10 protein-coding genes are annotated in these 14,612 nt (G+C 65.2%); 3 read left to right on the top strand and 7 right to left on the bottom strand.

Translation table 11 applies throughout. From position 1 onward, the window contains the following. Positions 1-2 precede the first annotated feature (2 nt). The gene (locus tag CVM73_RS10685; protein WP_100231971.1) at positions 3-1,949 is read right to left on the bottom strand and encodes a maltotransferase domain-containing protein; all 1,947 of its coding nucleotides are present in this window, start codon (positions 1,947-1,949) and stop codon (positions 3-5) included. Between the two features lie 204 nt (positions 1,950-2,153). Here CVM73_RS10685 and malQ point away from each other — a divergent pair, with 204 nt between their 5' ends. Continuing rightward, positions 2,154-4,115 carry a 4-alpha-glucanotransferase gene (malQ, locus tag CVM73_RS10680; RefSeq protein ID WP_100231970.1) on the top strand — a complete coding sequence of 654 codons (1,962 nt, stop codon included), beginning with the start codon at positions 2,154-2,156 and terminating at the stop codon, positions 4,113-4,115. A 28-nt stretch (positions 4,116-4,143) separates the two neighbouring features. Beyond that, positions 4,144-5,943: a glycoside hydrolase family 15 protein gene (locus tag CVM73_RS10675; RefSeq protein ID WP_100231969.1), complete on the top strand. Its 1,800-nt coding sequence runs from the start codon at positions 4,144-4,146 to the stop codon at positions 5,941-5,943. Between the two features lie 190 nt (positions 5,944-6,133). Here the strand turns inward: CVM73_RS10675 and CVM73_RS10670 are convergent, their stop codons facing one another. The 6 genes from CVM73_RS10670 to CVM73_RS10645 are packed head-to-tail and all read right to left on the bottom strand — an operon-like array spanning position 6,134 to position 13,620. Continuing rightward, a complete protein-coding gene (locus tag CVM73_RS10670) occupies positions 6,134-6,946 on the bottom strand; it encodes an HAD family hydrolase (protein WP_100231968.1) in 813 nt (270 codons plus the stop codon). Beyond that, positions 6,943-7,485, bottom strand: a complete 543-nt coding sequence (locus tag CVM73_RS10665; protein WP_100231967.1) for a gluconokinase — start codon at positions 7,483-7,485, stop codon at positions 6,943-6,945. Before CVM73_RS10665 ends, CVM73_RS10670 begins: the two co-directional genes overlap by 4 nt. Continuing rightward, positions 7,472-8,221, bottom strand: a complete 750-nt coding sequence (pgl, locus tag CVM73_RS10660; protein WP_100231966.1) for a 6-phosphogluconolactonase — start codon at positions 8,219-8,221, stop codon at positions 7,472-7,474. The genes CVM73_RS10665 and pgl overlap by 14 nt, the downstream gene beginning before the upstream one ends. Continuing rightward, positions 8,218-9,729, bottom strand: a complete 1,512-nt coding sequence (gene zwf, locus CVM73_RS10655; RefSeq protein ID WP_100231965.1) for a glucose-6-phosphate dehydrogenase — start codon at positions 9,727-9,729, stop codon at positions 8,218-8,220. The genes pgl and zwf overlap by 4 nt, the downstream gene beginning before the upstream one ends. A gap of 29 nt (positions 9,730-9,758) precedes the next feature. Next, positions 9,759-10,757, bottom strand: coding sequence for a phosphogluconate dehydrogenase (NAD(+)-dependent, decarboxylating) (gene gnd, locus CVM73_RS10650; RefSeq protein ID WP_100232151.1), 999 nt, complete (start codon positions 10,755-10,757; stop codon positions 9,759-9,761). Positions 10,758-10,770: 13 nt separating this feature from the next. Continuing rightward, entirely contained in the window at positions 10,771-13,620 is a 2,850-nt protein-coding gene (locus CVM73_RS10645; RefSeq protein WP_100231964.1) for a bifunctional transaldolase/phosoglucose isomerase, read from the bottom strand. Positions 13,621-13,973: 353 nt separating this feature from the next. Between CVM73_RS10645 and CVM73_RS10640 the strand changes: the two genes are divergently transcribed. Next, positions 13,974-14,603 (top strand): STM3941 family protein, encoded by a 630-nt coding sequence (locus CVM73_RS10640; RefSeq protein ID WP_100231963.1) that lies wholly within the window; start codon positions 13,974-13,976, stop codon positions 14,601-14,603. The last annotated feature ends 9 nt before the right edge of the window (positions 14,604-14,612 follow it).

Below are 14,612 nucleotides of genomic sequence, written 5' to 3'. Positions count from 1 at the left end.
CCCTACGCCAGGCAGCGGAACAGAAGCGCCGGATCGCGGTCGGGATCGATACGCAACCTGGCCCCGCCCCATTCGACGCGGGACTGTTCGCCGGTGAGGAGGTTTTCGAGTGTCGTCACATGGTGTCGCTGTCCGCCGGCGTCAACGGTGACGTCACCGAGTGGAAGCCAGCATTCGCGCTCATGGCGTGACAGTGCGATCACGATGACGACGGTGTTGGCCGGATCTGTCGCCTCCTTCACGAAAGCGATCGTCTCGCCATCCTCGATGCCGAGGAAGCGCAAATTCGCCGTCTGCTGAAGCGCCGCGTTCTCGTTGCGGATGCGGTTGAGCGCGGCAATGTAGGGCTTGATGTTGCCGGGCTTGTCCCAGTCACGCTGCCTGATCTGGTATTTCTCGGAATCGAGATATTCTTCGCGGCCGGGAATCGCCTCATGCTCCAGCAGCTCGAATCCGCCAAAGATGCCGTAATTGCCCGAGAGCGTCGCCGCCAGCGCAATGCGCGACTTGAATGCCCAGGCCTCTCCGCTCTGGAGGTGAAAAGGCAATAGGTCAGGCGTGTTGACGAACATGTGCGGACGATAGAAATCGCGCTCGGGATAGCGCGTCAGCTCGCCGAGATATTGCTCCAGCTCCCACTTTTCCGTGCGCCAGGGGAAATAGGTGAAGGATTGCGCAAAGCCGAGCTTGGCGAGGCCCTTCATCAGCTTTGGCCGTGCATAGGTCTTGGAGAACAGGATCACCTCGGGGCGACGGTGGCGGATGTCGTGGGTCAGCCACTCCCAGAACGCAAGCGGGGCGGTGTCGTGATTGTCGATGGCGAAGATGGTCACGCCATGGTCGATCCAGAACAGCATGGCATCGCGGAACGCGTTCCACAGGCCGACGCGATCCACCGAGGCGAAATCGGGTATGACGATGTCGGAATAGGGGCCGTCCGCCATCCGCACCGAGCGGTCCGGCCGCCATTTGAACCATTCCGGATGCTGCGTCAGCCAGGGATGGTCCGGCGAGCACTGCACCGCGAAGTCCAGCGCAAGCTCGAGCCCGTACTCGAGACATGTGGCAACCAGCGCGCGGAAATCCTCGATCGTGCCGAGCTCGGGATGCAGCGCATCGTGGCCGCCCTCGGCCGAGCCGATCGCATAGGGCGAGCCGGGCTCGCCCTCATTTGCCACCGGCGCGTTGTTGCGGCCCTTGCGGCTTGTGTGGCCAATGGGATGGATCGGCGTGAAGTAGAGCACGTCAAAGCCCATGGCGGCGATATCGGGCACGCGCGCGATGCAGTCGCGCAGCGTGCCATGCCGGCCCGCCAATGCGCTCTGGCTGCGCGGCATCATCTGATACCAGGCGCTAAAGCGCGCCCTATCGCGGTCTATGGTCAGCGGGAAGAGCGGCGAGCGCGCGAGGTCGGGCCGCGACTGGCTCTCGGCCATGGCTTTGCCGAGCTCGGCTGCGAGCAGTGAAGCGACGTCGCCGTTCCTGAGATAATCCTCGCACTGCCTGATGATGACCGCTGCCGCGTCCTGCCGCGCACCATGCGCCTTGGTCAGGAGCCCGGCGCCCTCGATCGCATCGAGGCTGACATCGGCTCCCGTGCGCCGCTTGCGCGCGACTGCGTGAGACCAGGTGGCGAACTCGTCGGTCCAGGCTTCGATTGCATAGACATATTGGCCGGGCTCAACGGGCGTGAACGCGCCGCACCAGCGGTCATTGCCGTGATGGCTCATCGGCTCGCTCCGCCATTCGCGGTCGTGCTCGCGACGCCAGATCAGCGCGGCGGCGATCACGGCCTCGCCATCGCGGTAGATGTCGGCCCAGACCTCGACCGGTTCGCCCGCGATCCGCTTCACGGCAAAGCGGCCGCCGTCGATCAAGGGATAGACGTCCTCGATCAGGAAAGCGCTGCCGGCTGCGGCACTTTCGACAGTTTGAATTGTCTTGTTCACGGTGATGCCATTGACAAGAAAGCAGGAGCCCGTTTCCCTTGTCGGGAACCCACGCTTGGTACCACTATAGAAAGCCGCTTGTGTGTCATTGGTTCCCTCGGGAACGGCAAGCGCAGTTTGCGAGTTACCCGTGACTAACCTCTTCCGCGACCTCGTTAAAATCGATGCCCCTGGCCAAACCATGGCCTGCAAGCTGCGTGCCGAATGGATCTTTTAGCTCAAGCCCGGATCAAGGGCGTTCAGTCTGAATTCATCGATGCCCTCGGCAAGCTGCGGGTCACCGCGCCCGAGGCGCTCAAATCCATCCTCGACGCCCTGCCGGAGAAGCGGGTCTACCGCTTCGTCAGCGGGCCGGTCGTGGTGCGTGCGCTCGGACATCCGCGCACGGAACTGGCGGCGATTGGCGCGCCACCGCTGCAATGGAAGATCCTCGGCAACGGCAATGTGATCGCGACAGGCGAGGCGCGCGAGCCCGTGATCGCCTGGCCGGCGGGCCTGGCGCTTGGGTATCACCGCCTGACGCTGACCGATGCCGAAGGCGTGACCGAAGAGGTGCCGATGATCGTGGCGCCCGAGCGCGCCTTCGGCGGCGATTTCGATCGCGGCTGGCTGCTTGCCGTGCAGCTCTACAGCGTCCGTTCAGACCGCAATTGGGGCATCGGCGACTTCACCGACCTCGCCGGTCTCGTCCGGCTTGCCAAGCAGCTCGGGGCCGACGGTGTCGGGCTCAACCCGCTCCACGTGTTGTTCGACGACCAGCCGGCCGATTGCAGCCCCTATTCGCCGAACAGCCGGCTGTTTCTCAATCCGCTCTATATCGACGTCGAGGCGATTCCCGAATTCTCGGCAGACCTCGTGCCCGACGCGGCCGCGACGGCCGCCCGTCTGCGCGAGGGTGATCGCGTCCCTTATACCGACATGGCGGCGTTGAAATGGCTGGCCCTGCGCGCCGCCTTTAACAGCTTCGTGAAAAGCGCGAGCGAGGCGCGCCGCAAGGCGTTTGACGCCTTCCGCGCCGCCCGCACGCCGCTGTTGTCCCGCTTTGCCTGCTTCGAGGTGCTGCGCCATCGCTACACCGCGCCCTGGTGGGAATGGCCGGCGGAATGGCAGCAGCCGGATGAGGCGAAATGCGCCGAGCTGCGCAATGGCCCTGATAAGCGCGAGGTCGAGTTCGTCGAGTTCGTGCAATGGACAGCCGACAGCCAGCTGCATGCCGCCAAGGAACTGGCCGGCCAGCTCGGCATGCGGGTCGGGCTTTATCTCGACGTTGCCGTCGGCGTGCAGTCCAATGGCTTCGATGCCTGGAACGAGCAGACGGCGATTTCCCGCCATCTCGCCGTCGGCGCGCCGCCCGACGTGCTCAACACCGTCGGCCAGGACTGGGGCCTCGCCGGCTTCAATGCCGGCGGCCTAGAAGCGCAGTCCTTCGTGCCGTTCGCCGACATGCTGGCGGCGGCGATGCGCCATGCCGGCGCCATCAGGCTCGATCACGTGCTCGGGCTGAAGCGGCTTTATCTCGTGCCGCGCGGCTTCAAGCCTGATAACGGCGCCTATGTGCAGATGCCGTTCGAGGCGCTGCTCGCCGCCGTGGTGCGCGAGAGCGCAGCCCACAAATGCATCGTGATCGGCGAGGACCTCGGCACCGTGCCGGAAGGCTTTCGCGAGACCATGCAGGATTTCGGCATCTGGTCCTACCTCGTCATGATGTTCGAGCGCGACGATGCCGGCCATTTCCGCAATGTCGACCACTACCGGCCCAATGCGCTGGTGACGCTGAACACGCATGACCTGTGCACCTATGCCGGCTGGCGCTCCTTCAGCGATCTCAAGATGAAGCGCTCGCTCGGGCTCGATCCCGGCGAGAACGACCAGGCGCGCTGGGACGCGCTCGGCAGGCTCGACGAGATCCTGCGCCAGAACGGCATCGGCGCCAACGACCTCTATTCCGTGCTCGCCTTCCTGTCGCGCACGCCTTCGCGCCTGCTCGCGGTGTCCATGGAGGACCTGCTCGGCGTGATCGACCAGCCCAACATTCCCGGCACGATCGACGAGCATCCGAACTGGCGCCAGCGCCTTCCTGTTGTGCTCGACAAGATCGCCTCCAAGATCGATCTCGCGGCTTTGACGGCCGCGACGCGGGAACGTTCATTGCCCGGCGGGAGTTGACAGCCGGGATTGCTAGGCTTGCACCACATTGTCTCAGAGGATCGAGGACTATGCGCTGATCGGCGATTGCGAGACCGCGGCGCTGGTCGGGCGCAACGGCTCGATCGACTGGCTGTGCTGGCCTGCCTTCGATTCCGACGCCTGCTTTGCCGCCATCCTCGGCACGCACAAGAACGGCCGCTGGCTGATCGCGCCGAGCGAGAACGCGCTCCGAATCTCGCGGCGCTATCTCGGCAATACCCTCATCCTCGAAACGCGTTTTGAGACGAAGAGCGGCACCGTCGCGCTGATCGACTTCATGCCGCCGCGCGGCAAGGCCTCGGACATCGTGCGGCTGGTCCGAGGCGTCAGCGGCACCGTGAAGATGCGGATGGAGCTCGTCATCCGCTTCGGCTTCGGCGCCGACATTCCCTGGGTGCGGCGACTGGATCATTCGCTGCTGGCAATCTGCGGCCAGGACATGACGGTGCTGCGAACACCCGTCGAGACCCATGGCGAGGACCTGACGACGATTGCCGAATTCGAGGTCGAGGCGGGCGAGACCGTGCCCTTCGTGCTGACCTACGGCCCCTCGCATCTGCCGCCACCCGGGCCGATCGACCCGGAGCTCGCGCTCGCGGAAACCGACAAATTTTGGCAGGAATGGTGCAGCCGCTGCATCCGCGACGGCGACTATCACGATCTGATCGTGCGCGCGCTGATCACGCTGAAGGCGCTGACCTTCGCTCCGACCGGCGGCATCGTCGCGGCCCCCACCACCTCCCTGCCGGAAAAGCTCGGCGGCAGCAGGAACTGGGACTACCGCTTCTGCTGGCTGCGCGACGCCACCTTCACGCTGCTCGCGCTGATGAACTCGGGCTACACCGAGGAAGCCTTGGCCTGGCACAATTGGCTGCTGCGCGCCGCTGCCGGCTCGCCGGCGAACATGCAGATCATGTACGGCATCTGGGGGCATCGGCGGCTGCTGGAATGGGAGGCGGGCTGGCTCAGGGGCTACGAGGGCGCGCGGCCCGTGCGCATCGGCAACGCCGCGCATGCGCAGCTTCAGCTCGACGTCTACGGCGAGTTGATCGACGCACTCCACCAGTCGCGCATGGCCAAGCTCAAGCTCGACGAGCAGAGCTGGGCGCTGGAATGCGCCGTGCTCAATCATCTGGCCGAGGTTTGGGACCGGCCCGACCATGGTATCTGGGAGCGGCGCGGACAGCCCAAGCATTATGTCTTCTCCAAGGTGATGACCTGGGTCGCCTTCGACCGCGGCATCAAGAGCGCCGAGACGTTTGGCTTCAAGGCGCCGCTGCTGCATTGGCGCACCCTGCGCGAGGCCATTCATCGCGACGTCTGCAACAAGGGTTTTGACGCAAAGGCGGGCGCCTTCGTCGAATCCTATGGCTCAAAACTGCTCGATGCCAGCGTGCTGCTGCTGCCGGCGGTCGGCTTCCTGCCGCCATCGGATCCGCGCATCCACAGCACCATTGCTTCCGTCGAGAAGTGCCTGATGCGCGACGGCTTCGTGCTGCGACACGATCCGCGCGAGCTGCCTGCCGGGCAGCCGCCGCTCGAAGGCGCGTTCCTGGCCTGTAGCCTCTGGCTCGCCGATGCCTATGTGCTGTCGGGCAACCTCGGCAAGGCGCAGGAATTATTCGACCGCGTGGTCGGCGTCGCGAACGATGTTGGACTGCTGGCGGAGGAATACGATTCCGAGACGCGGCGCCAGACCGGAAACTTTCCGCAGGCGCTGACCCACATCGCCCTGATCAACACCGCGCATAATCTCTCGGCGGCAAGACGGAAGAGCGAGAAGCCGGCGATGCAGCGGTCGCAGTAGATCGGCGCGGCTGGCCCTTCACCTCTCCCGTAGGGAGAGGTCGGATCGCATCGAAGATGCGGTCCGGGTGAGGGGTTTCAGTCTCACCGACCGCTGCGGCCCCTCACCCGGATTGCTGCGCAATCCGACCTCTCCCCGTCGGGGAGAGGTGGATACCGTGCGACAGGCGATAGTTGGGGCCACCAGGCTTCTAGCCAGCCCCGTTCCACTTCAAGATCATCTCCATCGCCTCGGCAAAACCGTCCTGCTCGTTGCTCGCAGTGACATGCGTCGCCTCGTCCTTGACGTTGTCGGCGGCGTTGCCCATCGCGATCGAGACGCCGCTGACGCGGAACATCGCGAGGTCGTTCTGCATGTCGCCGATGGTGGCGATCGCGTCGGTGGCAATGTCGAGGTGCTTGGCCATGGCCTGCACGAAGGTGCCCTTGTCGAAGCCGGGCGGGGTGATGTCGAGATAATAGGTCTGCGAGCGCACCGCGGTGGCTTCGCGGCCGAGCGCCTCCTGCATCGCTTTCTCGCAGGCCGCGAGCCCCGCGGCATCGGCACTGGCGCCGACGATCTTGCAGGCGCTCGAAAGGTACGGTGAGAAATCGGACACGATGGTGGGGTCGGCGCGGATCGTATGCTGCTCGTGGGCGACGTAGCTGCCGCGGGGGTTGTCGATCAGCCATTTGTCGGTGGTGAACAGCCAGATGTCGGCGCCGTAGTCGCGGAGGATCTGCAAGGACCGCTCGGCCGCACTCGCGGGAATCAGGTGCTGCTCGACCGGCCGCATCTCGGGATCGATGATCGAGGAGCCGTTGAAGGGGCCGACCGGCAGCCACAGCGCCAGCGGCTCGATCAGGAAGCGCATGCCGATCGCAGGGCGGCTGGAGGTGATGGTGAAGCCGATGCCGGCCCGGTGCAGCCGCTGCACCGCGCTCCGCGCGCGCTCGGTCAGCGTCTTGTCCTTGGTCAGCAGCGTGCCGTCGACGTCGGACACCACGAGTGAGACTTGCGTCATGGCAGGACCTTGGGTATTGCGCCGCCCAGTTTCAATTGCCGCACGATGCCGTCCACGATCGCCTCGACGGTCTCGTCGATCGAGACGGTGATGACGTGCTCGCCCGCTTCCGGCGGCTCCAGCGTCTCGAACTGGCTCGTCAGCAGCCCGGGCGGCATGAAATGGCCCTTGCGCAGCGCGAGCCGCTCGGCGATCAGCTCTTTCGTCCCCTTCAGGAACACGAAGCGGACGTCACTGCGCCCGCGCAGCAGCACGTCGCGATAGGCGTGCTTCAGCGCCGAGCAGGCGATGATGATGTGCTCGCCGCGTCCGCACACAAGCGCGATCTCGTCGGCGATGGCGTTGAGCCAGGGCCAGCGGTCCTCGTCGGTGAGCGGATGGCCGGCCCGCATCTTCTCGACATTGCCGGCGGGATGAAAGCTGTCGCCGTCCTCGAAACGCCAGCCGAGCCGCTCGCCGAGTGCCTTCGCAACCGTGCTCTTGCCCGAACCCGACACGCCCATCACGATCAATGCACAAGGTGCTTCAGCGCGGCCCACGAATTTCCTCCGGAAGCGCGGCCCTATCGACCAGCCAGACGGTCTCGCCATCCGAGCGCGCGCGTAAGGCCGGCAGATTCTCGCCATTGAAGAGGCGCGTCAAGATCGGCCGCTTGTCGTGCCCGGCAATCTCGAACAGCATCTCGCGGCAGGAGGCCAGAACGGGCAGGGTGAGCGAGATCCGCGGCACGAACGGCGCGACATTGGCTTTGGCGACGCCGACGACCCAGCGTCGGGTCTCCTCGATCTCGGGATAACCGGGAAATAGCGAGGCGGTGTGCCCGTCCGGCCCCGCGCCCATCAGAACGAGGTCGAACAGCGGGCGCCCCGGATCGAGCCCGTCCGCGCCATAGAAGGCCTGCAGCTCGTATGCATAGGCTTCAGCGCCGGCATCGGGATTGTCGGCCGTGGTGGGAATCGGGTGGATATGGCCGGCGGGCGCATGGCGGTCGAGAAACGCCGCGCGCGCGACCGCCATGTTGTTGAGGGGATCGCTTTCGGGCACGAAGCGCTCGTCGCCGATGAACCAGTGCACGCGGTCCCATGGAATCCTGCCGCGCCACGCCTCGCTGCCGAGCAGTTGATAGAGCTTCTTCGGGCTGGAGCCGCCGGTGAGACAGATCGCGATCCGTCCGGGATTGGCCGCGATCCGCGCCATCACCCGTTCGGCCGCGGCGCGGGCAAGAGCTTCGGCGTCGGCTTCGACGATCAGCTTCGGCTGGCCGGCGGCAATCACGAGTATTTCCGCCAGCTTCGCCCATCGCGCCGGAGCAGTTCATCGGCGCAGCCGGGGCCGTCGCTGCCGGCTTCATAGGTCTCGATGCCGTTGTTGCCCGCGCTCTTCCAGGCGTCCAGGAACGGCTGCACCGCCCCCCAGCCGGCCTCGACGCCGTCGGCGCGCTGGAACAGGATGTTGTCGCCGATCATGCAGTCGTAGATCAGCGTCTCGTAGCCGGTCGAGGGATCGGCCCGGAAATAGTCGCCGTAGCGGAATTTCATCTCGACGCCGTCGATCGTGACGCTCGGCCCCGGGATCTTGGCGTTGAACTGAAGCTCGATGGTTTCGGTCGGCGCGATGCCGATGGTCAGAAAGTTCTGCGACAGGCGGTCGACCGCCGTGCCTGAGAACATCGAGAGCGGCGCCTGCTTGAACTTGATCGCCACCTCGGTGCGCTTGTGCGCCAGCGCCTTGCCCGTGCGCAAATAGAACGGCACGCCGGCCCAGCGCCAATTGTCGATCATCAGCTTCAGCGCGACATAGGTCTCGGTGGTGCTGCCCGGCTTGACGTCCGCGGTCTTGCGATAGTCCAGGATCTCCTCGTCGCCGATGCGGCCCGCGAGATATTGCGCGCGCACCGAGCTCCTCAGCGCTTCCTCCGGGCTCGGCCGCTGAATCGCCGTGAGCACCTCGGCCTTCTCGGAGCGCACCGAATGCGCGTCGAAACGGCTCGGCGGCTCCATCGCCACCAGCGACATCAGCTGGAACAGATGGTTCGGCACCATGTCGCGCAACGCGCCCGTGGCATCGTAAAAGCCGCCGCGATGCCCGACGCCGAGCTTCTCCTCGACCGTGATCTGGATGTGGTCGATGTGGTTGCGATTCCAGATCGGCTCGAACATGCCGTTGGCAAAGCGCAACACCAGGATGTTCTGCACCGTTTCCTTGCCGAGATAGTGGTCGATCCGGTAGATCTGGTGCTCGTCCATGATCTTCAGCAGCTCGGCATTCAGCGCCTTGGCCGATGCGAGATCGGTGCCGAACGGCTTCTCGATGACCAGCCGCCGCCAGGCGCCGTTCTCCTTCATCATCTCGGTGCGGCCGAGCTCGCGCGCGGTCGGCGCGAAGGCGGCGGGCGGCGTTGCCAGATAGAACAGCCGGTTGCCGCCGGTCTCCTGCGCGCATTCCAGCGAATCCAGATGCGCGCGCAGGCGGTCGAAGGAGGGCGGATCCTTTGCGTCGGCCTCGACGAAGGTCACGCATTCCAGCAGCTTCTTGGCGATGTCGTCGTCCACGGGCCGCGTCGCGAACTCGCGCAGGCCTTGCATCAGGCTGTCGCGCAGCTCGTCATCCGACTGGCCCCTGCGGGCGACGCCGACGACGCAGAATTTTTCCGGCAACAGGTGCTCGGCGGCGAGATTGTAGAGCGATGGCATCACCAGGCGATGGGTGAGGTCGCCGGTGACACCAAAGATGACGAAGGCGCAATTTTCCGGCTTGCGCTTTACTTGCGGGTCTTTTGTCACGAATTGTCGGCCTTCGCTTGGTTGACTCGTTACTTTGGTTTCGAGGCGCCCGGCTGCCTCGGCTCCTTGTGGCCGCCGAAACCGGCGCGCATCGCGGAGAGAATCTTTTCGGCGAAGGTGTGTTCCTTGCGGGAACGGAAACGTGTGTAGAGCGCCGCGGTCAAAACTTCGGCCGGCACGGCCTCGTCGATTGCGGCGTTCACGGTCCAGCGTCCTTCGCCGGAATCCTCCACGAAGCCGGAATATTCCGACAGAAGGGGGCTATCGGCGAGTGCGGTCGAGGTGAGGTCGAGCAGCCAGGACGGGATCACGCTGCCGCGCCGCCACACCTCGGCGATGTCGGCGAGATCGAAATCGTAGCGATGATCTGCCGGCAAAGCCTCGATATTGGCATTCTTGAGAATGTCGAAACCTTCGGCATAGGCCTGCATCAGCCCGTATTCGATGCCGTTGTGGATCATCTTGACGAAGTGCCCGGCGCCGACAGGGCCGGCATGGATATAGCCTTGCTCGATGCGGGGATCGCGCCCCTCGCGTCCTTCGGTGCGCGGAATGTCGCCGGCGCCCGGCGCGAGCGCGGCAAAGATCGGATCGAGCCGGTCGACGACCTGCTTCTCGCCGCCGATCATCATGCAATAGCCGCGGTCGAGTCCCCAGACGCCGCCTGAGGTGCCGACATCGACATAGTGGATACCGCGCTCCTTCAGCGCCTTGCCGCGGCGGACGTCGTCCTGCCAGAAGGTGTTGCCGCCGTCGATGATGACGTCGCCAGCCTGCATCACGCCGGCGATCGTCTCGATCGTGGTCTCGGTGATGCGCCCTGCCGGCAGCATCACCCAGGCCGTGCGTGGCCGCTCCAGCTTGGCGACGAACTCTTCCAGCGTCGCCGAGCCGACCGCGCCGTCTGCAGCAAGGCCGGCGACTGCCTTGGTATCCTTGTCGTAGACCACGGTCGAATGTCCCTGGCGCATCAGGCGGCGAACGATGTTGCCGCCCATTCGGCCGAGGCCGATCATGCCGAGTTGCATCTGCATTATTCCTTCAGTTCAGCGCCTCGTTAAGCGCCGCGTTGAGGGCCGCGAGACCCTTCTTGAGCCCGCCCTTCAGGTGCACACGCAGTGCACGCCGGCCCCGTTCGGTGAGCACGTCGAAGTCGCCCCGCGCCTGCGCCGCCTTGATGACGCCAAAGCTGGCTTTCTGGCCCGGCACCGGCAGATCCTTGGCATCGTCGGCCGTGATCTGGAGGAACACGCCGCTGTCGGGTCCGCCCTTGTAGGCCTGTCCCGTCGAGTGCAGGAAGCGCGGCCCGAACTCGGCGCAGGTCGCCACATGCCGCTTCTCGCGCACCTCTAACCGCATGGCCTGGAGCGCGTCGATCGTCGCCTTGTCACGCGCGATGTAGCCGAGCAGGGCGACATAGTCGCCATGGTTCGAGCGCGAGAGATGCGCCTTCAGCCAGGAGCTGAGATCGCCGTTGGCGCCGGCCGCGCGCAGCGCCGCCGCGTTGGCCTCGTCGGTGTAGAGATCGGCCTCATCCGTGCTGACCACCGGCTGCTCTTCCGGCAACGCGCCGGTCTTCTCGAACGCGGCGGTGAGCTCGCGGGTCTTGATCTTGGCCGCTTCCACGTCCGGCTGGTCGAACGGGTTGATGCCGAGGATCGAGCCCGCCACGGCCGTGGCCATCTCGAAGCGGAAGAATTCCTGGCCGAGATGGTCGATCGACTTCATGACGATGCGCACCACGGGATGGCCAGCCGCTTCGATCGCGGCAAGCTTGGAGTCGTGGGCGGCGTCCGCTTCGCCCTCGATGCGGATGTCGATGAAGAAGCGATCATTGTCGTAGACCGAGGGATCGCCCGGCGGCTCGCCCTCGATCGGGATCAGGCCCTTGCCCTCCTTGCCGGTCGATTCCGCGATGAGCTGCTCGGCCCAGGCGCCGAAATCGGCGATCTTCTTCGATGACAGGATCGTCACCTTGTCGCGGCCTTCGAGCCCGGCGAGGCCCATGGCGAGCCCGAGCTGCACGCCCGGGTTCTCGGATGGCGGCACGTCCGGCCCGCAGGAGCGGGCCATCGCGAGCGCATGCTTGACGAAGGTCTTGACGTCGATGCCGGCGGTCGCCGCCGGCACCAGCCCGAACGGCGAGAGCACCGAATAGCGTCCGCCGATCGAGGGCTCGCCGTGGAAGACGCGGGCGTAGTTCAGCTTCTTCGCCGCCCTCTCCAGCGACGAGCCGGCGTCGGTCACGGCGATGAAGCGATGGCCGGTCTTCACCTTGGTCCCGACCGCCTTGGCGACCTGCTCATGGAAATAGTCCTTCATCGCGTTCGGCTCGGTGGTGCCGCCGGACTTGCTGGAGACGATGAAGACGGTGTTGGCGATGTCGATCTTCCCCTCCATCGCCCGCACCTGCGCGGGATCGGTGGAGTCGAGCACGTGCAGCTTCGGGAAGCCGGGCTTCTTGCCAAAGGTCTCGGCCAGCACCTCGGGTCCGAGGCTCGATCCGCCCATGCCGAGCACGACGGCGTCGGAGAATTTCTGGCCCTTCACGCGGCCGGCATAATCCTCGTAGTCGGCAATGTCGGCCTTGGCGGCGCTGTCGAGCCAGCCGAGCCATTTGTCCTCGTCCGTGCCGGTCCACACCGATTTGTCGCGCTGCCAGAGCCTGCGGATCTTGGCGGTGGCACGCCATTCCTCGGTGCTCTTGGCGACGGCCTTGCCGAGCCCGTCGCCCAGCGAAAGCTGCTGGCGGTCGAGCGCCGGCCCGAGCACCGTGGCGCGCTTGTGCGCGACCGCTCCGTAGAGCTTGTCGGCGGCATCGGCGAACAGCTTGACGCCGTCCTTGACCAGCTCCTCGGTGATCGCATCGAGCGAGATGCCGGAGCGCTCCAGCTCCTCCAGCACGCGCCTGGCGTCATCGACATCCTCTTCCAGGCTGTCGCGCGGCTTGCCGTGGTCGCGGAACGCGTCCAGCGTCGCCGGCGGCATGGTGTTGATGGTGTCGGGGCCGATCAGTTCCTCGACATAGAGGACGTCGCTGTAGTCCTTGTTCTTGGTGCCGGTGGAGGCCCACAGCATGCGCTGCGGCCTGGCGCCCTTGGCGGCGAGCTTCTCCCAGCGCGGACCTGTAAACAGGCGCTTGTAATCCCGGTAGGCGAGCTTGGCATTGGCGATCGCGACCTTGCCCTTCAGCGCAGCAAGCCGCTCCTTCTCCGATGGATCATTGGCGCGGGCGATCTTCTCGTCGAGCTGCTTGTCGACCATGCTGTCGATCCGGCTGACGAAGAAGCTCGCCACGCTCGCGACATGCGACGGATCGCCGCCGCCGGCGACGTATTTCTCGAGGCCGGCGAGATAGGCTTCGGCGACCTCGAGATAGACTGCCTTCGAGAACAGCAGCGTGATGTTGATGCTGATGCCTTCGCCGATGAGCTGTTCGATCGCCGGCAAGCCCTCGCGCGTCGCCGGCACCTTCACCATCAGATTCTGGCGATCGACGTCCTTCCAGAGCCGCCGCGCCTCGGCGACCGTGGCGGCGGTATCCATCGCCAGATAAGGCGACACTTCCAGGCTCACGAAGCCGTCCCGGCCCTCGAGGCGGTCATAGACCGGGCGCAGCACGTCGGCGGCATTCTGGATGTCCTCGATTGCGACCGCCTCGAACAGGTCGGCCACGGTCCGGTCGCCGCGCTTCAGCGCCTTGCCGATCGAGGCGTCATATTCGTCGGAGCTGCCGATCGCCTTCTCGAAGATCGACGGATTGGAGGTGACGCCCTTGACGCCGTCGGTATCGATCAGCCGCTTCAGGTCGCCCTTGGCGATGAAGCCACGGGCCAGGAAGTCCAGCCAGACCGCTTGTCCGTGCTTTTCCAGTTCTTTGACGGGATTCATGATGCTTATTTCTCTCCAAGCCTGCGGGCGAGGGGTTTCCGCGCCGGTCCTGACGCGCTATCCTGTAGCGTACATGCTCCCGGGAGGGAACCAATCAAGGGTATGAGCGTCATACTCTACGTGTAACTCCGTCGCGATCATGGCGATCCAGGCGACAGTGGCAGCGTTGCGTAAAACTTGGCCGGAGAACGCGGCCGAAGTCGCTTTGCGTAGCGTCGCTTTGCGTAACGTCGCTTTGCGTAACGTCAGCCGTCTCGCCTCGTCAGCCAGTGGTTGCGTGGAGTGCCATCGGCGGATTCGATCCGCGGTTGCGTCGTGGCTTGGCCGCGAATGGCCATGCTTGGGGGAAAAGCATGCACGCCCATCATGAAGGTTCGGCCGTCGTCGTCGCCGACAGCCAGCAACCGGTTGCGTCCGCGGTGAGCATCGACGCATCCCGCGATCTCGAAATCAGTCGATGCGTGACGCGGCTGCGGCTGCTGGTCGCCGCGGGCTTTGTCATGACCCTGCTCAGTGCGGGGCTTGCCTTCGACTTATGGGACGGTCTCGGCAATTATGACACGACGGTCGGCTATGCCGGCGTCATGGTGTTCGGCCTGGTGACCGGATGGCTGGTCTGGATGCTTCCCGCCGAGCGAGGAGCGGTGGTGGTCGTCACACCCTACGGCATCCGCGATCTCCGCATCGGCAATGAATTTCTGCCGTGGGAGTCGATCGCGGAGATTTCGGCTGAAGAATGCCGCGGCCAAAAGACGATCGTGCTGACGCCGTCGCCGGCATTGCGGCGCCAGCTGTGCGCCATCCCCACCCTGGCCCGGGGCGCGCGGGATGGTTGCATCGTCATCCGCTCGGAGGCCCTGGCGACCGATTTTGATACATTGCTGCGCGCCTGTCGCGACTGTCACGCCGCCAGCAGCGCGCACACCGCATTGCAGCAGGAAGATGAACGCGGCTCCCAAAGCTTCGCCGTACAAGTGTCATAAGATCGCCGC

It is taken from the genome of Bradyrhizobium forestalis, assembly GCF_002795245.1.
In the GTDB taxonomy this organism is placed as follows: Bacteria; Pseudomonadota; Alphaproteobacteria; order Rhizobiales; family Xanthobacteraceae; genus Bradyrhizobium; species Bradyrhizobium forestalis.
Note: the sequence above shows the minus strand (reverse complement) of the source record. Positions and strands in the feature narration are given on the sequence as shown.